Origin of the sequence: Alicyclobacillus fodiniaquatilis (assembly GCF_042678105.1) — a bacterium.
Classification (GTDB): Bacteria; Bacillota; Bacilli; order Alicyclobacillales; family Alicyclobacillaceae; genus Alicyclobacillus; species Alicyclobacillus fodiniaquatilis.
This window is the reverse complement of the sequence record NZ_JBHUCX010000020.1, coordinates 395,147-415,474: the sequence shown is the minus strand read 5'-3', so window position 1 is coordinate 415,474 and position 20,328 is coordinate 395,147. Positions and strand designations below refer to the sequence as shown.

The following is a 20,328-nucleotide window of genomic DNA, read 5'->3' as shown; positions in this document are numbered from 1 at the left end:
GGGAGACGGAAGGAGGGAGAAGACATATGACTACGCCGATCACGTCCTCCGCTGGAACGGTCACAAACACGCAGAATACGCAAAACACGCAGGACCCATCTTCGAATCCGAACGATACGTTGGGGGAGGATTCTTTTTTGCAATTGCTGGTCGCCCAGATGCAAAATCAGGATCCGCTTGGGCAGTCGCAGGATCCGACGCAGTTTATCGGCGAGTTGGCGCAGTTCAGCTCACTCGAACAGATGACAGACATCGCCAACGACGAGTCACAGTTGATATCGACCGTGCAAACGCTTGGTGGCATCTCTGTGATGTCGATGGCATCACAAATGATTGGCAAACAAGTCACGGTTGACGATGGCAATGGCGGCACTGTGACTGGACAAGTCAGTGGTGTGAAATTTGATCAAGGTTCTGCGCAGGTGACAGTCAATGGCACAGATTATCCGCTGATGCAGGTGGAAGAGATGTCATGAGTGAGATAACAAATCAGTTAAATACCAACTGGCGTCCATTTCCTTCGTCTGCAGCATCGAGTGCTGCAAAACCGGCGGATGCCAATCAACCGTCGTTTCGCGACGCGCTTTCAGCTGTAACCCAACCGCAAACAGCGCCATGGCACATCAGTCAGCACGCGCAACAGCGTTTGGCGCAAAGGGGCATCCAACTGTCCACGACAGATTTGGAGGCGATGCACCAAGCGGCGACACAAGCGCAACAAAAAGGGGCCAAAAACGCCTACATGATATTGGGTCAATCTGGTTTAGTGGTCAATCTGCCATCGCGCACCGTGGTGACAGCGATGGACAATCAAGCAAACACAGTGGTGACACAAATCGATAGCGTCGTGTTTGTCAAATAGCCGGACCACACAGGTGGGAGCTTATCTAGCGGGGACCGACTGATCCGCTAGACCGACGCGAATTTTAAGGAGGGTTTTGTGTATGTTACGTTCGATGAATTCTGCTGTTTCGGGTATGCAGGCATTTCAGACCGATTTGGATGTCGTGGGGAACAACATTGCCAACATGAACACGCCTGGATTCAAGGCGAGCAGTACTGAATTTGCCAACATATTGAGTCAAACAATCGCCGGTGGCAATGGCGGTTCATCCACTGGCTTGGGGGGAACCAATCCGCAACAGGTGGGATTGGGCGTCAACGTGGCTGCGACGCCGATGGATTTTTCACAGGGGCCAACCGAGACGACCGACACTCCGACAAACGTCCTCATCAACGGCAATGGTCTGTTTGTCGTCCAGGATGCGTCAGGGAACAAGTATTACACGCGCGCGGGCGATTTCAGCGTGGACGACAACAATAACCTCGTGCTGCCAAATGGCTATAAGGCGCTTGGTTATGAGGCGAACGCAGATGGCAGCATCAATACTGCTTCAGGGCCGACAAACGTGCTCAACTTGAACAGTTTGGCAAAGGCGGCTGGTGTTACGCTTGCCCAGTCACCCAATGCGCAAATCGGCAGTGATGGCAGCATCAGCGTGACAGGCAATGACAATCAGAGTCACGTCATTGGGTATTTGGCTTTGGGCACAGTGCCCAATTACGATGGACTTCAACAGGATGGGGACAATCTGTTCCAGCAAACATCTTCTTCCGGTACAGTGTCTTATTCACAACCTGGTTTGAACAACACAGGCGCGTTGCAAGCTGGCGCGTTGGAGCAGTCCAACGTGAACTTATCGGCAGAGTTTGCCGAGATGATTGTGGCCCAAAACGGTTTTGTGGCCAATACACACATGATTGGCACGGACAACCAAGTGTTGCAGGCTTTGGTGAGTATGAAAAACTCGTAAATTTGAGGGACAAGATGCGCGCCGTGCGCGGCGCGCATCGTAGGGGAGAAAGTACATGTTGCGGCTGACGCGTTTAAATGACTCTGAGTTGTGGCTCAATCCGCTGTTGATTGAGATGGTCGAGGCAACCCCTGACGCTGTCGTGACGCTCACCAATGGGCACAAGTACATCGTGCGAGAAAACCCAGAGAAAATTGCGGCGGACATCGTGCAATTTTATCGATCCATCGGGATTGCTGGAGTTGCTTCTGCGAAAGGGGGGGCACCTTGAAAAAACCGTTTTTGGTCATGTTGACGTTGTTTGTTATCATTGTGGTCGTTGTTGGCGGCGGTGTTGGCACTTATCTCTATTTAAAGCATAATCCGGCGCAAGCCAAGCCAGCGCAAGCCTTGACGCCAGCGGAAGCAGAGGCGTTGCAATTCACGCTGCCGCAGATGACAACCAACTTGAAAGCGCAGGGACTCATTCAATTCACATTGACGCTGCAGGCGGATGATAAATCAACGGCGCATGAATTGGCGCAGATGCAAAACCAGATTCAGGATAGCGTCAACTTGATTATGCGCACGTTCAGTTCGAACCAACTGCGAACCGTTTCAGGGTATGATCAATTGAAGGCCGCCCTTTTGAAAAAAGTAAACCAAATGTTATCAACTGGGCATGTGACAAAAGTGTATTTGTCACAAATGCTCGTACAGTGAGCCGGGGAGGGCGTAAATCGTGTCAGAGGTGCTTTCGCAGTCCGAGATCGATGCACTCTTCTCGGCCATCAACAGCGGTGAAATCGACGCGGATCAGATTCTCTACGACGACAAAGAAAGACGAGTTCATTCGTATGATTTTCGCCGGGCGATGCGCTTTTCAAAAGATCATCTGCGTGTGTTGCGGCGCATTCACGAACACTTTTCGCGGTTGCTGACCAGCCATTTGTCAGGTCATTTGCGCACGGTCATGCAAGTTCAAGTGGAATCTGTCGATCAAGTGCCTTACGAGGAATTCATTCGCTCTATTCCTGTTTTGACGGTACTTCATCTGATGGAGATGTCTCCGCTTGAAGGTCGTGTGGTGCTTGAGATGAACCCGCAAGTGGTGTTTGCGATGCTCGATAGATTTATGGGTGGGGACAGTGAAGGACCTTATCGCGAACGTGAGTTGACGACGATAGAAATGACCCTTTTGAAGCGGTTGGTGACACCAGTCACTGATTTGCTGGCGGATGCCTGGCGGGATGTTGCCCAATTGCAGCCGGGCGTTGTATCTGTAGAGAGCAATCCGCAATTTTTACAACTGACGACGCCGAATGAAACCGTGCTGGTGATTGCGATGAGCGTGCGGATAGCCCAAACGACAGGGCTCATCAACCTCTGCATCCCGCATACGACCATTGAGCCGCTGATTCCTTTGTTGACGAACCATTATTATATGGATGCGGGCAAGCGAAACCGAACGGAGGACACGATAGAACCCAAGGTACAGTCGCACGTGCTCAAATTGCCGATTGATGTTGCCGTGGAATTGGGTTCAACCGAATTGACCATAGAAGACGTATTGAACTTGGAAGTCGGCGACACCGTCGTACTGAATAAGTCGATACGTGAGCCAGCGCTCGTCTATGTGGATGGAATGCCTTCGTTTTGGGGAAGTGTCGGCAAACGAAAGCGGATGTACGCCATCCAAATTTTGCGTGAATGGGAGGGAGATGAGGACGGTGAATAATCAGATGAAGCTTTCGCAGGCGGAAATTGATGCGCTTTTGCATCAGGGTGCAAATACACCGGCGAAGACATCTACGTTGACGGCCGAGGAAGCAGACATTCTTGGCGAAATTGGGAATATCAACTTTGGATCAGCGGCGACATCGCTCTCGACTTTGTTGCAGCAACGCGTCGACATCACGACGCCGTCGGTCTCTGTCATCCACCCTAGCGAGATCGAACGGGCTTTTAAGCAGCCATTCGTGTTGGTGGCCGTAGAATTTACTGAAGGCTTGCAGGGATCCAATGCCTTGGCGATTGAAGTGGATGATGCCAAAACCATCGCCGATTTGATGCTTGGCGGCGACGGCACCAATATTGACGGTGAGCTGAACGAGTTGCATCTGTCGGCAGTCGGGGAAGCGATGAATCAAATGATGGGTGGCGCCGCCACTTCTATGAGTCAGATGTTTGGTCGGTATATCAATATTTCGCCGCCGAAGGTCAACGTGATCGATTTTTCGTCTGAAGGCCAAAATGCGATTCAGTTTGATGAGCAAATGGTCAATGTGGAGTTTGAACTGCGCGTGGGTTCGTTGATTGACTCGCGCATTATGCAATTATTGCCAATTGGCTTTGCGCGGGAGATGGTGAGCGCGCTTCAGGCAGACGCCACGCAAACGTCCGTTGTGTCATCGACGCCTGAGGGGAATCTCGCAAAGGCGACTCAAGATCAGCCACATGCAGCGCAGCCAATGGCGAGTGGCGGGGCGGCGAATGCTGTTTCAAAGCCGCCGTCAGTCGAGGCGAAACAAGTGCAAATGCCGCAGTTTGTCGATTTTGACGAGCCGGAGAAGAGTTCGACTCACTCACAACAGCACGACTTGTCACTCCTGTTCGACGTCCCGTTAAATGTGACAGTGGAATTGGGGCGTGCGCGCAAAGTGATCAGAGAGATTTTGGAGTTGTCGCCGGGATCCATACTCGAACTGGACAAACTGGCTGGTGAACCAGTGGACATTCTGGTCAACAACAAGCGGATCGCCATTGGTGAAGTGGTCGTCATTGACGAAAATTTTGGCGTGCGTGTCACCGATATTGTGAATCCCGACAGGCGGATTACGAAAGACGCACAGTGATTCATCATCATGAAGGGGTGGTTATTGATGGCTAAGATTTTGGTAGTGGATGATGCAGCATTTATGCGAATGATGATCAAGGATATTCTCAGCAAAAACGGCTTTGAGGTCGTCGGCGAAGCGGCAGACGGCGCGCAAGCGATTGACAAGTACCAGGAATTGAGACCAGACCTTGTGACGATGGATATCACGATGCCAGATGTCGATGGCATTGAGGCCCTCAAGCGAATTCGGGCTTTTGATCCGAATGCGCGCGTCATCGTATGTTCGGCCATGGGTCAACAGACGATGGTCATTGAGGCCATTCAAGCAGGCGCAAAAGATTTTATTGTCAAGCCATTTCAAGCGGATCGCGTGATTGAAGCGGTACAAAAGGCATTGGCGTAAAACGATGAAACGAGTCACTTTTTTCGGTTTTATGGGTGGTGGAGTGGCGCTTACAGCACTTGTGGGATTGCCGTCTGCTGCGGCCGCCAATCAGAATCAGGCGCCACCTGTCCCTTCGGCGACAAGGATGTATATCAATTTAGTGATTGCCTTGGTTGTCGTCATCTTAATGATTGGTTTACTGGTTCGCTTTTTAGCTCGGCGCGCGAATGTGCAGCAGCGTGGAGCAATCCAGGTGATTGCCGCGCGCCAATTGGCGCCCAATCGCTCGGTGCAGGTGGTGGAAATCGGCGGCAAGCGCTATTTGCTCGGTGTCGGCGAAGATGTTCAGCTCTTGGCAGAGGTCACAGATTCATATGCGGTGGTTGACGAGCATGAGAACCGCGCTTCGTTTGGCCAGGCTTTGACAAGCGCGTTGGCAGACTTGCGCCAACAGAACTCTGAAAATGTCTGGGAAGAAGAGGGCGGTGAGACAAAGCGTGGGCAACACGAGTAAACGCAGGTGGATGTGGATTGTCCTTGTCGCATCGCTGGGTGTGTGGATTTTGTCAAGTTGCTTCGCGATGACTTGGGCGGCGACAAATACCACCACCAATCTCGGACTTCCGGGGATAAATCTGGGTAACAGTCCGTCTTCTGTGGCAAATTCAGTAAAAATCATCCTGTTGTTGACCGCTTTGACGTTGGCGCCGGCGATGCTGATTCTGATGACCTGCTTTACGCGGATCATCGTGGTGCTTTCTTTTGTGCGCAACGCGCTGTCACTGCAACAGTCACCGCCAAATCAGGTATTGGTCGGTCTGGCGCTGTTTATCACATTGTTCATCATGCAACCAACGTTGCAGCAGGCGAATCAACAAGCGTTACAGCCGTATTTGCAAGGAAAAATTTCGCAGACAGTAGCTTTTCAGCGCGCAGAGGCGCCGTTCAAAGTATTCATGGCGAAGCAGACCAGGTCGGCTGATTTGGAGCTGTTTCTTCAATATCGTCATGAAAAAGAGCCGAAGGATCCACGCAAGATACCGCTCAGCGCCTTGGTCCCAGCGTATACCATCAGCGAGTTGAAAACGGCGTTTCAAATCGGATTTATGATTTTTCTTCCTTTTCTTGTGATCGATCTCGTTGTGGCTACGACGCTCATGTCCATGGGGATGATGATGTTGCCGCCTGTTGTCATATCGCTTCCATTTAAGATCCTTCTATTTGTAATGGTCAATGGTTGGTATCTGGTCGTACAATCGCTTTTATCAGGCTATAGCACATAGATGGAGTCCTTTGCAGGGAAACCAAAGCGAGGGAGGAAGGAATTATGCCAGATTCGTTTGTCATTGGACTTGGTACGCAAGTCATGTGGTTGATTGTCAAAATCACTGCGCCAATACTCCTCTTAGGACTCGCTGTCGGTTTGTTAGTCAGTATTTTTCAGGCTACGACGCAGATTCAGGAGCAGACGCTCTCGTTTGTGCCCAAAATCATCGCAGTGATTGTCGCGCTGCTTGTCTTTGGGCCGTGGATGCTGACGAATTTGCTTGATTTTACAAGTAACATCATGTCTCATCTGATGAGTTATGTAATGTGAACGGCGTTAATGATATTCTTTTACATTTTAATTTGTTTTTGCTTGTCAGCATGCGTACGCTCGCGTTTGTTTCAGCATCACCGCTCTTATCGCTGAACGTCTGGCCGGTTTGGGCAAAAATCGGATTTGCTTTTGGACTGTCGTACGTGGTTGCGCCGACCATCACGACGACGGTGCCGAGTATGACGACGGATCCCAGCGGCTTTATTGTCGACCTTGTGTTGCAGGTCATGGTGGGACTTGTACTTGGCTTCATTGCGACGATGGTGTTCTCTGTGATATCCGTCGCTGGCCAAATCACCGATTTACAAATCGGCTTTGCAAGCGCGCAGTTGTTGGCGCCAGGTTCAACTGCTGCATTAGGGTTGTTTGGCAATCTCTATAATCTGTTATTCACTTTGTATTTTCTCGGTATGGGCGGACTGGACGGCATGATGCTGGCCATTATGCACAGTTTCACTGTGGTGCCCATTGGCGCATTGCACTTGCCTGCGAATTGGCCTAGTTTTTTGTTGCAACTGATGGGTTTGGTGATGTCCATGGCTGTAGAGTTGGCGGCACCGCTCTTGACGACGTTGTTTCTAAGTGATGTGACATTCGCTTTTTTGTCCCGCGCTGTGCCGCAAATGAACGTCTTTGTCGTCGGTCTGCCAGTCAAGCTGTTTGCCGGATTGGCGATGTTTGCAGTCGTCATGCCTGGTATCGTATATCTCTTTAATCGGATTTTCTTCTTTTTGTTTAACGAGTTGCAATCTGTGTTGCAGCTGATGGGGGGGTAGGTCGCCATGCGTGATGCTTCCAGCACCAACAGCACCATGAAAAAACCGGTCAATCAATGCATCGCGGATGGCGCTGTATCCAAGTGTCGGCTTTGTTTTCGGGGTACATGCATGTCCGAAAAATGGGAGAACCATCAGACGCTTTTTGAGCATGCACCCAAGGAATTGGCACCGCTCAATTTGCAACGTTTTGCCGGAGAGAAGACGGAAAAAGCAACACCAAAAAAGCGGGAAGAGGCGCGCAAAGAGGGGAATGTTGCGCGCAGTTCGGAACTGACTTCGGCTGTGGCGCTGGCTGCCATTCTAGTTGTGCTGCGATTCAGCGGCACCTTGATTTGGAACGGTTGGATGAGTCTGATGCACACCGATTTTACGATGCCCGTACCCAGCGACTGGACGTCGAGCACCGTGACTGAATTGTTTCTCATGCAGGGGATGGAAGCGGTCAAATTGTTGTTTCCCGTCGTGGGTATGGCTTTGGTGACGGGGGGTGCTGTGGCAGTCATTCAGGTTCGGCCGATGTTTGTGTTCAAGCTTCTGGCTCCCAAATTTAGCCGTATCCAGCCTTTGGCTGGCTTTCAACGACTTTTCAGTACACATTCGCTGGTAGAGATGATAAAGTCGATTGTCAAGTTATGTGTGATCGGCGCCATCAGTTACTTTGGGGTGGTGCAGATGATCTCACAAATACGCGGTTTTACCCAAGAGGATGTCAACCAGTTGCCGGGCTTGGTTGGCGGCATGGTGTTTAACTTGGGGATGAAAATCGCTGCGCTGATGGTTGCGCTGGCTTTCTTTGATTTCTTGTTTCAGCGTTTTGAGTATGAAAAGAAACTCAGAATGACCAAGCAGGAAGTCAAGGATGAAATGAAGCAGATGGAAGGAAACCCGGAGATAAAAGGGGCCATCCGAAGGCGCGCGCGGCAGATTGCCTTTCGGCGCATGATGGAGGAAGTGCCAAAAGCGGACGTCATTGTGACCAACCCGACGCACTTTGCCGTCGCCCTGAAATATGATGCGCAAATGATGTCCGCGCCAACTGTGATCGCCAAGGGTGCAGATATGCTCGCGCAGCGGCTCAAGGAACGGGCGGCATCGGCAGGGGTACCGCTGGTTGAGAATCGGCCGCTCGCTCAGACGTTGTACAAGAGTGTGGAGGTTGGTGGAGCTGTACCTGCGGAACTTTATAAGGCCGTCGCGGAAGTGCTGGCATATGTCTACCGCCTGCGCCAGATGTCAAGGAGGTGATGTTCGGTGAAATTGTCAAAGAGAGCCGATTTATTGGTAATCATTTTTGTCCTGTGCGTCATTGTCATGATGGTCATTCCCATTCCAAAGGCGTTGTTGGACGTTTTGCTCATCGTCAATATCTTCGTTTCAATGACCATTTTGGTGGTGGCGATGGGCTCGAAAGAGCCGCTGGATTTTTCCGTTTTTCCATCGATGCTCCTCATTACCACACTGTATCGGCTGGCGCTGAACATTTCGTCGACGCGACTCATCTTGGGCCAGGGGGATGCCGGGCAAGTCATCAATACATTTGGTGAGTTTGTCATCGGTGGCAATGCAGTCGTCGGATTTATTGTCTTTTTGATCATCGTCATTGTGCAGTTCATTGTCATCACGCGCGGCGCAGAGCGTGTTGCCGAAGTGGCGGCCCGTTTTACATTGGACGCGATGCCAGGTAAGCAGATTGCCATTGACGCGGATATGAACGCGGGTCTCATCACTGAAGAGCAAGCGCGTTTGCGACGGCGCAACATCGAGCGGGAGGCGGATTTCTACGGCGCCATGGACGGCGCGTCCAAGTTTGTCAAAGGGGACGCCATTGCGTCGATGCTTATTGTCGCCATCAACGTGGTGGCTGGTTTCATCATTGGTGTCGCCATACAGCATACACCGTTTCAGCAGGCAATACATACATACACGCTGCTTTCGGTGGGCGATGGTTTGGTCAGTCAGATACCTGCGCTCTTGTTGTCAACGGCAACAGGTTTGATGGTATCGCGAGCAGCTTCCGATGCCAACTTGGGTACAGACGTGATCACACAAGTCTTCGGCTACACGCGTGCGCTTTACGTCGTTTCGGCCATCATTTTTCTGTTAGGGCTATTTACGCCCATCGGCATCCTCCCCGTGTTGCCTGTGGCGGCGACTGCTGCGATTGGCGGCTGGCGGATGCAAGTGATGAAGAAAAAGACAGCGGTGAAGGAGATTGAACAGTCAGCGCGCACGAAGCAGGCGGAGACGAAAAAACCGGAAAACGTGTACACGCTCTTGACGGTTGAGCCCATTGAGTTCGAGTTTGGCTATGGCATAATCCCATTGGTGGACAGCAAGCAAGGCGGCGATTTGCTTGAGCGGGTGGTGATGATTCGTCGGCAATTGGCGATTGAGCTTGGCGTTGTTATCCCAATGGTGCGAATGCGCGACAATATTCAACTCAAACCGACACAATATGCCATCAAGCTGAAAGGGGTTCAGGTGGCGGAAGGCGAAATTGTCATGGGTCATTGGCTCGCGTTGAGCCCAGGTGTCGAAAATCCTGCTGTGCAAGGGGTGCCGGGCAAGGACCCTGCTTTTGGTCTCCCTGCTGTGTGGGTGACAGGACAAATGCGTGTGGTCGCAGAGGCAAATGGTTACACTGTGGTGGATCCGCCGTCTGTTGTCGCCACGCATTTAACCGAAGTATTGCGCCGTTATGCGCATGAACTGTTGGGACGCCAAGAGACGAAGGCGCTTTTGGAACATGTAAAGGCAAGTCATAGTGCGGTTGTTGATGATGTCTACCCGAATACACTGTCATTGGGACAAATTCAGAATGTGTTAAGCAACTTATTGCAAGAAAAAATCTCAATACGAGATATGGTGACCATCCTTGAAACGTTGGCCGATGCAGCTCGTCAAACACAAGATGCGGATGCGCTGACCGAGCAGGTGCGCCAAGCGTTGGCGCGGCAGATCTGCAATCAATTTGCGGTGCCGAATGAACCGCTGTCCGTCATCACGCTTTCGCAGGCGGTCGAGGAAAAGGTTCAGCAGTCGCTTGTGAATCACAGTGGATCGACCTTGATTGGCATGGATCCAAAAGTGTCACAGACCATTATTCGCCGTCTGCAAGAAGAAGCAGAAAAGCTGCAGGCATTGGGAAAAACACCAGTGCTTTTGATTCATCCGCAACTGCGCTTGGCAGTGCGTCGATGGACAGCGCGTTATTTGCCGGATTTGTTCGTGCTGTCTTATAACGAGTTGGATCCAACCGTTGAAATTCAGAGTGGAGGTGTGGTGAACCTCTGATGATTGTGCGACGCTATGTTGTCAATGACATGCCAGAGGCTGTGTTGTCAATTCGAAGGGATCTGGGGAACGATGCGGTGATTTTAAGCACAAAGAAGATCAAGGTAAAAAAGTGGTTAGGGCTGCGGTGGCAGACCAAACTTGAAGTCACCGCGGCTGTGGGGGCGGACATTCCCATGTACCAACCAAATGTCTCTGGAACGCAAACACGCCGCCCTAACCGAACTGCTGAACCAGAAAAGACAGATGCGGTTGTCGGGGAAAATGAGCGTTCCGATGTGCAAAAAACTGTTTCTTCTCTGTTCGAAGCCCATCAAACGCCACGAGCGCCACAATCGACGAACGCCGATGATGCTATGAAACAGGTGCTGGCGGAATTGACGTCGTTAAAAACAATGATGACAAACAATCATCAGATTCAAAGTGAGCCATTATCTGCCCGCACGGCTTGCGCAGAATGGCTGCGCGAGCAAGGTCTCAGAGAAGTGCAGATTGACGCGTGGATGGATACGGCGGCTATGCGGGTTTCTGCTGGGGCAGACATAGAGATGTGGCGTCAGGCTGTTTGTGAGGTGGGACTCGAACGCTTGGCGCAGTTTGCTGAGCCGAGTCCAATCAACACAAAAAGCCGGATTGTGACTTTTATTGGGCCGACGGGTGTCGGCAAGACGACATCGATTGCTAAAATTGCTTCACTGCACGTACTTGCAGGCAAACGCCGCATCGGTTTGCTGACAACCGATACATTCCGCATCGCGGCGGTCCAACAACTGCAGATCTATGCGGATATTCTCAGTGTGCCGATGGTGGTAGCGGAGGACAACGCGTCAATTGGAGATAGCTTAGCGTCTTTGCGCGATTGCGATTTAATCCTCGTCGACACAGCTGGCCGCAATTTCCGCGAGGAGAAAACCGTCGCTGACACAAAGGAACTACTGACATTGCTACAACCAGATGAAACGATACTGGTGCTTGCGCTGACGGCAAAAGCGCAGGATGTGGACAGGCTCGTCGGCGTGTGTGAACCGCTTGCCGTCGATAAGCTGTTATTCACGAAAATGGACGAAACGGACACACTTGGCACGATACCGAGCATTGTCGAGAAATACCATTTGCCGATGTCCTATATCACGACGGGACAGAATGTGCCTCATGACATTGATATTTTTTCCATGCAAGATTTGTTTGCTCGCTTGTGCCAGGAGGATGACCACACATGAGATATACATTGCTTGAAGAGGATTGGTCTGATGGAGCACGTGTCTGACGGCCGCGTCCACGCCCTGGTGATGATTGGCAGTTCAACGGGCGGTCCAAGCGCTTTGACTGATTTGTTGCGTTCATTCGATCCCGTTCCAGGTGTCGCTTGTTGTGTGGTGCAGCACATGCCGCGTGGGTTTACCGCCAATTTGGCGCGACGGCTCAACGACTGTTCCCGCTGGCAGGTCGTTGAAGCCCAAGATGGTGTACAAGTTCGCGCGGGGGTGGTCTACGTGGCGCCTGCTGGAAGGCAGATGCGATTGGGTAAACAAAACGAAATCTTGGCACTCTATGTGCAAAAAGGGGAGCCTGTATCTGGTCATCAGCCATCTGTCGATGTGCTGTTTCACTCAGCGGCCATGAGCCCATTTCGCGATTTGACATTGATTGGGGTGTTGATGACCGGGATGGGGCGCGATGGCGCACAGGGGCTGTTGGCACTGCGCGCCTTCGGCGGGCTGACCATCGCCGAATCAGAGGCGACAGCCGTGATTTACGGGATGCCGAAGGCCGCGATTGAGGCGGGTGCAGCAATGGAGGTGCTTCCTCGGCAGGAGATTGCATCGCTTTTAGAAACGCATTTGCGAACTTGTCGCGAGACGAGGACAAGGGGATGAGTTTGTGGATACAGCACAGTATCTAGATGCCTTTATATCGGAGACAGAGGACAATTTGACCGCGCTCAATCAGCTGTGTTTGACGCTGGAACGGCAAGGCGCGGAAGATGAGACCCTGGCAGCCATGTTCAGGGCGGCGCACACGCTCAAAGGCATGAGCGCAACTATGGGTTTTGCTCAGATGGCAGAACTGACACATCACATGGAGGATGCGCTCAGTTACATACAGCAACACAGAGAAGCATTTCAGGATAACGTGATCGACGTGCTGTTTCAGGCGTTAGACGCCTTGGCGAATCACTTGGAATCCATTCGCGCGAATCAGACTGACGCGGACATGGACGACGCTGAGATCACAAACGCCCTGGCCGAAATTGCCGAGGCGCCGCGGGGAAAACCTGCGCGTACGACGGATGAGCGGTCGCTTGCACCAGAAGTGTTGCAAGCGTTGAAAAACATTGACGCGACTGGAGAAGCAGTTGTTGGGGTACTGGAGGTGCTGCTCTCGCCGTCATGTGCGATGAAGGGTGTGCGTATGGTCATGGTCATGCGGGCCATCGAGAACTTAGGCGACTGCATTGGAGCAACTCCAGATGCGCAGCAGTTGGAAGAAGGGGATTTTGACGGTCCAGTTCTGCTCGCGATTGTATTGCAGCAGGGCAGTTTCGCGGAGCTGGAAGAGACCATTGCCAATATCAGTGAAGTGGAAGCGGTCCGTGCTGTCCCCTGGCCAACGCAGGCGCAGGCGAGCCAAGCACCGTCAGATGATGCAAGTCATGAACACAAGGCTTCGTCGAAGGCATCCGCCCGTGTTGCAAGTGGATCGCAAAATGAGCAGCGGGAGCAGACGTTGCGCGTGCCAGTCAGCCGGATCGACGAATTTATGAACGTGTTGAGCGAATTGGTGATTGCCAAGACGCGTTTGGAACTGGCCGCGCATCAAGCGGAAGATCCAATGTTGTTGCAAGTCAGTGAGCAAATTGCACGTTTGTCCGATGCGCTGCAAACCGGCGTCATGCAGATGCGGATGATGCCGGTCGAAGCGTTGTTTCAGCGCTTTCCCCGGATGATGCGCGATTTGCAAAAGACGCTGGACCGCGAGTTTGACTTTGAGATGACCGGGTTGCGCACGGAAATGGATCGCACCGTTATGGACGAGATGGGCGAGGCGCTTGTGCATCTGTTGCGCAATGCGGCGGACCATGGATTGGAATCACCTGCAGCGAGAGCGCAGGCGGGCAAGGCGCGCCGCGGCACCATCCGCCTTTCGGCATATGCTTCCGGCAGTCACGTTTACTTGGAAGTGTCAGACGATGGGCGAGGCGTCGACCGAGAAAAAGTGCTGAAGAAGGCAATGGATAAGGGACTTGTATCGCCGGACATGGCCAGTGCGATGACAGATGCCCAGATCTATGACTTGTTATTTGCCTCCGGCTTCAGCACAGCTGTGGAGGTGTCGGACATCTCCGGGCGGGGTGTCGGATTGGATGCGGTTCGCGGCAAAGTGGAATCACTCGGCGGGCGTATTCGCATTGAGTCGCAAAGTGGTCAGGGCAGTTCCTTTTTGATCGCGTTGCCGCTCACATTGACGATATTGCAGGCGATGTTGGTACAGGTAAACGCGGATGTGTTTGCGCTGCCCACCAGCAGCATTGAAGAAGTGACGCGCCTATCTGGCGCAGATGTCGATTTTGTGCACGAACAGCCAGTTATCTCATATCGCAATCATATTGTGCCGGTGATTGACTTGGGGCAATATTTTTTTGGGACGCGCTGTCAGCAAGGTGAGGAGTTCAACGTTGTGATCTGTCGCGAGGGCAAACGATACCTCGCGTTGGTCGTCGATGATGTGATAGATGAACTAGAAATTGTCAACAAGCCGCTCGGCAAATATCTTGCGTCCGTCAAATTGTTTTCCGGAGCCACGATTCTGGGAGATGGACATGTTGCGCTCATCGTCAATGTTCATCATTTTTTTCAATATCGCGCCTGACGCGCCTTAAGGAGGATCTAAAATGGCAGAGATGCAGTTTGTAGTCATGACCATTGGACAACAACAATATGGTGCGAATGTACTGCAAGTGAAATCCGTCGAGCGCATGCTCGATATTTCCCCTGTGCCAAGAACGTTGAACTACATCAAAGGTGTGGCAAATCTCCGTGGAACCATCACCCCGGTCATCGATTTGCGGGAAAGAGTTGGCGTCAAGGCGAATACCCACATCAAGACTGAGGATGAGGACAACGGACGCATTGTCGTCGTTGAGGTTGGCGAGATGAACGTCGGGCTGATTGTCGATGCTGTGGATGATGTGGTGAGCATTGAGCAAACTGCGGTAGAGCCAGCGCCGACGGTGGTCGGCGGCATGCAGGCGGTGTATTTGCAAGGGGTCGTGCAGTTGGAGCAGCAGTTGCTTGTGCTTTTGAATTTGGAGAAAATCTTATCGGATGTAGAAGTTGAGCAATTGCAGGAAGTGGAGAAAAGCGTACACGGATGAGTGAACTACAGGGTGTGAAACAAGCGATGAGGACGGCCAATACTACGTATCTGCTCTGTTATTTTCGCAAACTTTGTTTGAGGCGTACCTGAAATGTTGGAAAAGAATCAGCAACTGCGCATCGGAATTGCGGAAGGCGGCGTCATTCAAGGGGAAGGACGCATCTTTACACGTGGATTGGGTTCTTGTGTCGGCCTGGTGCTATACGATGCTTGTACTCACATCGCGGGGATGGTTCACATTATGTTGCCGTACAGCCCCGAAAAAGCGCCGCTGGCACCGCAAAAGTATGCAGACACAGGCATCTCCTGGCTTTTTGAAACGTTGGTCGATCTCGGCGTCAACCTTGCTTGTCTAAAGGCAAAATATGCGGGGGGTGCACAGATGTTTCGCCATTTGACGACGGAAGCTTTGCGCATTGGCGAGCGCAACATCGCGGCGATCGAAGAGATGCTTGACGCGCTTGAGATTCCCGTCATCTCAACAGATACAGGCGGCAATTACGGGCGGAGCGTATGGTTTGAAATGCCCTCGTGTCGTCTGGTGATTCGCACGGCCACCGGCGAGTTGCGCCAAATCTGATGTGGAGATATCTGTGCTGGCTGCTTTGGAATCTATAGAACAGGGATTGTTTAAATGGAAACTTTGATTTTGGCCATTGTGTGTATCGTATTGATGTTTATTCTTTACGTCGTCACTGGTGGTTGGAAGAAGTATGGCGGATTATTTGGGATATGGAAATGGATTCGCGCGAGCATCAAATCTTCAGCGCCACCCTCTTCTTTGATCGCGCCGCAAAAGGAAATCGGGCGTGAAGATGCGCAAGCAGATGAGGCTGTGCGCGTCTTGCGCGAAATTTATGTGGAGTTTGACAACCGGCAGTCGCGCCTGGAAAGACAGCTGACCCTGCTCACGGAGAACCAAGCGCGCTTGCAAGCGCAGGTGGAAGCGCTCTTGGCGCAGCAGTCGCAAATCCAAACTGGACCTAAAATTGCATCTCACACGGTAGAGCGTGACACTTTGCAATCTGTCACTGAACCGTCCGCTGCACCAGCGGATTCATTTCCGACCGGAACTCAGATGGCGGCATTGGAAACTGTAGATGGGTGGGCAAAGCAACAGCCGGAGCAGACGGGGCGCGGCGAACGGGTAAAGCGCAGCGATGTCGCTGTGGAGCCACAACAGCCCGCCGCAAATGAGGATACGTATTTTGCGATTCTCGACTTATTGGCGGCTGGACGCACACTGGCTCAAATTGCAGCTGAACTACATGTCCCTGAAGCGCACGTCGCATATGTCCAGCAAATCATGGCTGAACCGACACGAGAGTAAAAACGTCGAATCCGTGACGTTTATTGCCTCTTGGCTGGTGGGTATGCTATATTAATCAGCAGTGCAATGGCTCACGCACGTGAAAAATCACACGGACAAGGACGCAGACCAGGTGCTCCAGCATTGGAGTTGGTTACGCGAATGACTTGTTCGGCGGCCAAACCTAAAGGAGGATATTTCTGTGGCAATTATCTCAATGAAGCAGTTGCTGGAAGCAGGTGTTCACTTTGGACACCAAACGCGTCGCTGGAATCCAAAAATGGCGCGCTACATTTTTACGGAACGAAATGGTATCTACATTATCGATTTGCAAAAGACGGTGCGCAAAGTTGAAGAAGCGTACAACTTTGTTCGCGAGTTGGCTGCAAACGGTGAGACCATCTTGTTTGTAGGCACGAAAAAACAAGCGCAAGAAGCGGTTCGCGAAGAGGCCGAACGTTCGAACATGTTCTTCGTCAACCAACGTTGGCTCGGCGGTACGCTGACCAACTTCAATACAATTCAAAAGCGGATTCGCCGCTTGCAGTCGCTGGAGAAAATGCAAGAGGATGGCACATTTGATGTGCTGCCGAAGAAGGAAGTCATCCTGCTCAAGAAAGAAATGGAACGCCTGGAGAAATTCTTGGGCGGCATCAAAGGTATGAACAAAATGCCGGGCGCGATGTTTGTCATCGACCCACGCAAAGAGCGCATCGCAGTGGCTGAAGCTCGCAAATTGGGCATTCCCATCGTGGCGATTGTCGACACCAACTGTGATCCCGACGAGATCGACTATGTAATTCCGGGTAATGACGACGCCATTCGTGCAGTGCGTTTGCTGACTGGCAAAATGGCAGAGGCCGTTTTGGAAGGTACGCAAGGGGAAGAGACAACTGCGTGATGTATGACGGGGGGTGGCGGGTGCGTAAGCTCTCGTCACCTTTTTTGTGCGATTTTTCGTTTCACAGTTCTGTATTCACAAAGTGATGTACATACCTTGAGGAGGTTTCTATCATGGCAGAAGTAACAGCAGCATTGGTAAAAGAACTGCGTGAAAAAACGGGCGCAGGGATGATGGATTGCAAAAAGGCATTGACCGAGGCTGAAGGCGATATCGAACGCGCAATGGAAGTGTTGCGGGAAAAAGGGTTGGCTTCGGCTGCGAAAAAAGCAGGTCGTGTGGCTGCAGAAGGCCTGGTTGAATCGTACATCCACGCAGGTGGCCGCATTGGCGTCTTGGTGGAAATCAACTGTGAAACTGACTTCGTGGCAAAGAACGAAGATTTCCGCGCGTTCGTGAAAGACGTTGCCATGCACATTGCGGCGTCCAATCCACAGTTTGTCCGCCGCGAGGAAGTTTCCGAAGAGGTCATTGCAAAGGAACGCGAAATTCTCCGCGCTCAAACTTTGAACGAAGGCAAACCAGAGAAGATTGTCGACAAAATTGTCGATGGCCGCATTGATAAATACTACAAAGAAAACTGTTTGTTGGAACAAAGTTTTGTCAAAGACCCGGACAAGACTGTCGAGACCTTGTTGCGTGAAAAGATCGCAACCATCGGCGAGAATATCTCCATTCGCCGTTTTGCGCGATTTGTCGTCGGCGAAGGGATTGAAAAGGAAGAATCAAACTTCGTAGACGAAGTCATGGCTCAAGTTCGCGGCTAATCGCATAGTGGCGCAAAGAGGGAACACAGATTGTGTTCCCTCGTGTGGCGTAAATAGCGGGATTAGAACCAGATTCACTGCCTTGGGGGCTTGTGAAAAACCTCTAGTTGCTCGAAACGAATGGGTTTTCACATGGTCCCTAGTGCCCTATGACAGTTGTGAACTGGACACAGAATCTCGACGAGACGGAGGGACTGCCTTGACGGCACCGAAATATCGCCGGGTGATTTTGAAACTCAGTGGCGAAGCGCTTGCAGGTAACAAAGGATATGGAATTGAGCCCATCACCATCGAGGGGATTGCACGCGAAGTAAAAGAGGTAGCAGACCTCGGCGTGCAAGTTGCGGTTGTCGTAGGAGCGGGGAACATCTGGCGGGGCATTTCCGGCAGTGCGCGCGGCATGGACCGTGCCACAGCAGATTACATGGGGATGTTGGCCACTGTTTTAAATGCGCTCGCGCTCCAGGATGCACTGGAACAGATGGAAGTGGACACACGCGTCCAAACGTCCTTGGAAATGTCGCAAGTGGCAGAGCCATACATCCGTCGGCGGGCGATTCGCCATCTTGAAAAAGGTCGTGTTGTCATTTTTGCTGGTGGCACCGGGAATCCTTATTTTTCGACCGACACGACAGCGGCGCTGCGCGCGGCAGAGATCGAGGCCGAAGTGATTCTGATGGCGAAAAATGGCGTGGATGGTGTCTATACTGCAGATCCGCACAAGGATCCAGAGGCCATCAAATACGATGAGCTTGACTTCATGGAAGTCTTGAACCGCGGGCTCGGCGTGATGGATTCGACTGCGACGTCCTTGTGTATGGATAACAGTATACCGTTGTTGGTTTTTGCATTGAATGAAAAAGGGAACATTCGTCGGGCAATTTTGGGCGAGCAGATTGGCACAATTGTCAGAAAGGGTGTTAAAGATGAGTGAACAGGTCATTCAAAATGTAAAAGAACGGATGGACAAAGCGCTACAAAATCTGAGCCGTGAGTTGGCGACCGTTCGCGCTGGAAGGGCACAGCCAGCGATGCTCGACAAAGTGACCGTGGAATATTACGGTTCTCCTATGCCAATCAACCAGGTTGCAGGTATCACGACGCCAGAGCCGCGCTTGTTGGTCATCTCTCCTTGGGAAAAGAGCATGTTGTCGGAAATTGAAAAGGCCATCCAAAAATCTGACCTTGGCCTCAATCCGGCCAATGATGGCTCCGTCATTCGCTTGTCGATCCCGGTGTTGACGGAAGAACGGCGTCAGGAATTGGTCAAACAGGTGCGTAAAATGGCAGAAGAGGCGCGGGTGGCCATTCGCAATATCCGCCGCGATGGCAACGATGAATTGAAAAAAGCTGAGAAAAACGGCGACGTTTCAGAAGATGAAATCCGGCGTGAGATGGATAAAATTCAACAGGTTACAGATAAATCCATTGCTCAGGTTGACAAATTGTTGGAAGATAAGGAGAAGGACGTTACGCAAGTTTGAGTTTATGCGTTTCGCAAAGAAGGAGGATGCTGGGCTTGTTTAAAGGGTTTGGACGTGGACAAAGAGCCAGTGCACCGACGGTCGAGCATCCGCCACTTCAGGTCAAGCCGCGTCACATCGGCATCATCATGGATGGGAACGGTCGTTGGGCCCGTAAGCGCGCTTTGCCGCGAATGGCGGGGCATCACGCGGGTATGATTTCGATGCGGGAGACCATTCGCGCATGTGACGACTTTGGCATTGAATGTGTTACCCTATATGCTTTCTCCACAGAAAACTGGAAGCGTCCTGTGTCAGAGGTAGAGTATCTCATGCGCTTGCCGGAGCAGTTCTTTCGTTCGGAAATTGATGAACTGGTCAGCCGTGGCGTGCGTGTGCGGTTCATGGGGGATACGTCTCGCTTACCGCCCTATACACAGGAGACGGTGCGCAATTCCTTGGAGAGAACTGCACAAAATACAGGTATGACAGTCAATTTTGCCTTGAATTACGGCGGTCGGTCGGAATTGATGCATGCGATGAGTCAATTTGCGCAAGAGGTCGCGGCTGGGCGCACTTGTGCAGATGAGCTGACAGAGGAACGATTTGAATCGTATTTGGATACAGCAGGGCTGCCGCCATTGGATTTTGTCATTCGCACGAGTGGTGAAATCAGACTCAGCAATTTTTTGATATGGCAATCCGCTTATGCTGAACTCTGGTTTACGGATACACTGTGGCCAGATTTCAGCAAAGAAGAATTATATCAGGCCATTCTAGAGTTCGGTCGCCGCAAGCGTCGATTCGGAGATGTAGAGTAG

Annotated in this window: 25 protein-coding genes; all 25 read left to right on the top strand. The window is 51.7% G+C overall.

The genetic code is table 11. The features are described from left to right. Positions 1–26 precede the first annotated feature (26 nt). The 25 genes from ACFSB2_RS08305 (at position 27) to ACFSB2_RS08185 (ending at position 20,328) form a co-directional block, all read left to right on the top strand. A complete protein-coding gene (locus ACFSB2_RS08305; protein WP_377942554.1) occupies positions 27–476 on the top strand; it encodes a flagellar hook capping FlgD N-terminal domain-containing protein in 450 nt (149 codons plus the stop codon). After that, positions 473–862 carry a hypothetical protein gene (locus ACFSB2_RS08300; protein WP_377942553.1) on the top strand — a complete coding sequence of 130 codons (390 nt, stop codon included), beginning with the start codon at positions 473–475 and terminating at the stop codon, positions 860–862. The genes ACFSB2_RS08305 and ACFSB2_RS08300 overlap by 4 nt, the downstream gene beginning before the upstream one ends. Before the next feature lie 82 nt (positions 863–944). Further along, the gene (locus ACFSB2_RS08295) at positions 945–1,814 is read left to right on the top strand and encodes a flagellar hook-basal body protein (protein WP_377942552.1); all 870 of its coding nucleotides are present in this window, start codon (positions 945–947) and stop codon (positions 1,812–1,814) included. A 55-nt stretch (positions 1,815–1,869) separates the two neighbouring features. Then, positions 1,870–2,085: a flagellar FlbD family protein gene (locus ACFSB2_RS08290; RefSeq protein WP_377942551.1), complete on the top strand. Its 216-nt coding sequence runs from the start codon at positions 1,870–1,872 to the stop codon at positions 2,083–2,085. After that, on the top strand, positions 2,082–2,516 hold the full coding sequence (locus ACFSB2_RS08285; protein WP_377942550.1) for a flagellar basal body-associated FliL family protein: 435 nt from the start codon (positions 2,082–2,084) through the stop codon (positions 2,514–2,516). Before ACFSB2_RS08290 ends, ACFSB2_RS08285 begins: the two co-directional genes overlap by 4 nt. A gap of 19 nt (positions 2,517–2,535) precedes the next feature. Further along, positions 2,536–3,531: a flagellar motor switch protein FliM gene (fliM, locus tag ACFSB2_RS08280; protein WP_377942549.1), complete on the top strand. Its 996-nt coding sequence runs from the start codon at positions 2,536–2,538 to the stop codon at positions 3,529–3,531. After that, positions 3,515–4,648, top strand: coding sequence for a flagellar motor switch phosphatase FliY (gene fliY, locus ACFSB2_RS08275; protein WP_377942548.1), 1,134 nt, complete (start codon positions 3,515–3,517; stop codon positions 4,646–4,648). The genes fliM and fliY overlap by 17 nt, the downstream gene beginning before the upstream one ends. Before the next feature lie 27 nt (positions 4,649–4,675). Continuing rightward, positions 4,676–5,035 (top strand): response regulator, encoded by a 360-nt coding sequence (locus ACFSB2_RS08270; RefSeq protein ID WP_377942547.1) that lies wholly within the window; start codon positions 4,676–4,678, stop codon positions 5,033–5,035. Between the two features lie 4 nt (positions 5,036–5,039). Continuing rightward, the gene (locus ACFSB2_RS08265) at positions 5,040–5,531 is read left to right on the top strand and encodes a FliO/MopB family protein (protein ID WP_377942546.1); all 492 of its coding nucleotides are present in this window, start codon (positions 5,040–5,042) and stop codon (positions 5,529–5,531) included. Positions 5,532–5,598: 67 nt separating this feature from the next. Continuing rightward, on the top strand, positions 5,599–6,300 hold the full coding sequence (gene fliP / locus ACFSB2_RS08260; RefSeq protein ID WP_377942618.1) for a flagellar type III secretion system pore protein FliP: 702 nt from the start codon (positions 5,599–5,601) through the stop codon (positions 6,298–6,300). Positions 6,301–6,344: 44 nt separating this feature from the next. Further along, positions 6,345–6,614, top strand: a complete 270-nt coding sequence (fliQ, locus tag ACFSB2_RS08255) for a flagellar biosynthesis protein FliQ (RefSeq protein WP_377942545.1) — start codon at positions 6,345–6,347, stop codon at positions 6,612–6,614. Further along, on the top strand, positions 6,611–7,393 hold the full coding sequence (locus ACFSB2_RS08250) for a flagellar biosynthetic protein FliR (protein ID WP_377942544.1): 783 nt from the start codon (positions 6,611–6,613) through the stop codon (positions 7,391–7,393). Before fliQ ends, ACFSB2_RS08250 begins: the two co-directional genes overlap by 4 nt. A 6-nt stretch (positions 7,394–7,399) precedes the next feature. Next, entirely contained in the window at positions 7,400–8,641 is a 1,242-nt protein-coding gene (flhB, locus tag ACFSB2_RS08245) for a flagellar biosynthesis protein FlhB (protein ID WP_377942543.1), read from the top strand. A gap of 6 nt (positions 8,642–8,647) precedes the next feature. Next, positions 8,648–10,690: a flagellar biosynthesis protein FlhA gene (gene flhA, locus ACFSB2_RS08240; protein WP_377942542.1), complete on the top strand. Its 2,043-nt coding sequence runs from the start codon at positions 8,648–8,650 to the stop codon at positions 10,688–10,690. Further along, positions 10,690–11,910, top strand: coding sequence for a flagellar biosynthesis protein FlhF (gene flhF / locus ACFSB2_RS08235; RefSeq protein ID WP_377942541.1), 1,221 nt, complete (start codon positions 10,690–10,692; stop codon positions 11,908–11,910). Before flhA ends, flhF begins: the two co-directional genes overlap by 1 nt. A 30-nt stretch (positions 11,911–11,940) precedes the next feature. Continuing rightward, positions 11,941–12,567 carry a CheB methylesterase domain-containing protein gene (locus ACFSB2_RS08230; RefSeq protein ID WP_377942540.1) on the top strand — a complete coding sequence of 209 codons (627 nt, stop codon included), beginning with the start codon at positions 11,941–11,943 and terminating at the stop codon, positions 12,565–12,567. 4 nt (positions 12,568–12,571) lie between these two features. After that, positions 12,572–14,560, top strand: coding sequence for a chemotaxis protein CheW (locus ACFSB2_RS08225; RefSeq protein WP_377942539.1), 1,989 nt, complete (start codon positions 12,572–12,574; stop codon positions 14,558–14,560). 22 nt (positions 14,561–14,582) lie between these two features. Further along, entirely contained in the window at positions 14,583–15,065 is a 483-nt protein-coding gene (locus tag ACFSB2_RS08220) for a chemotaxis protein CheW (protein WP_377942538.1), read from the top strand. 93 nt (positions 15,066–15,158) lie between these two features. Then, positions 15,159–15,647, top strand: a complete 489-nt coding sequence (locus ACFSB2_RS08215; protein ID WP_377942537.1) for a chemotaxis protein CheD — start codon at positions 15,159–15,161, stop codon at positions 15,645–15,647. 54 nt (positions 15,648–15,701) lie between these two features. After that, a complete protein-coding gene (locus ACFSB2_RS08210; RefSeq protein WP_377942536.1) occupies positions 15,702–16,397 on the top strand; it encodes a hypothetical protein in 696 nt (231 codons plus the stop codon). A gap of 181 nt (positions 16,398–16,578) precedes the next feature. Next, complete coding sequence (gene rpsB, locus ACFSB2_RS08205; protein ID WP_377942535.1) at positions 16,579–17,277, top strand: 30S ribosomal protein S2; 699 nt, start codon at positions 16,579–16,581, stop codon at positions 17,275–17,277. Between the two features lie 113 nt (positions 17,278–17,390). After that, on the top strand, positions 17,391–18,044 hold the full coding sequence (gene tsf, locus ACFSB2_RS08200) for a translation elongation factor Ts (protein ID WP_377942534.1): 654 nt from the start codon (positions 17,391–17,393) through the stop codon (positions 18,042–18,044). A gap of 199 nt (positions 18,045–18,243) precedes the next feature. Continuing rightward, complete coding sequence (gene pyrH, locus ACFSB2_RS08195) at positions 18,244–18,978, top strand: UMP kinase (protein WP_377942533.1); 735 nt, start codon at positions 18,244–18,246, stop codon at positions 18,976–18,978. After that, on the top strand, positions 18,971–19,528 hold the full coding sequence (gene frr / locus ACFSB2_RS08190; RefSeq protein ID WP_377942532.1) for a ribosome recycling factor: 558 nt from the start codon (positions 18,971–18,973) through the stop codon (positions 19,526–19,528). Before pyrH ends, frr begins: the two co-directional genes overlap by 8 nt. A 26-nt stretch (positions 19,529–19,554) precedes the next feature. Next, positions 19,555–20,328, top strand: coding sequence for an isoprenyl transferase (locus tag ACFSB2_RS08185; RefSeq protein ID WP_377942531.1), 774 nt, complete (start codon positions 19,555–19,557; stop codon positions 20,326–20,328).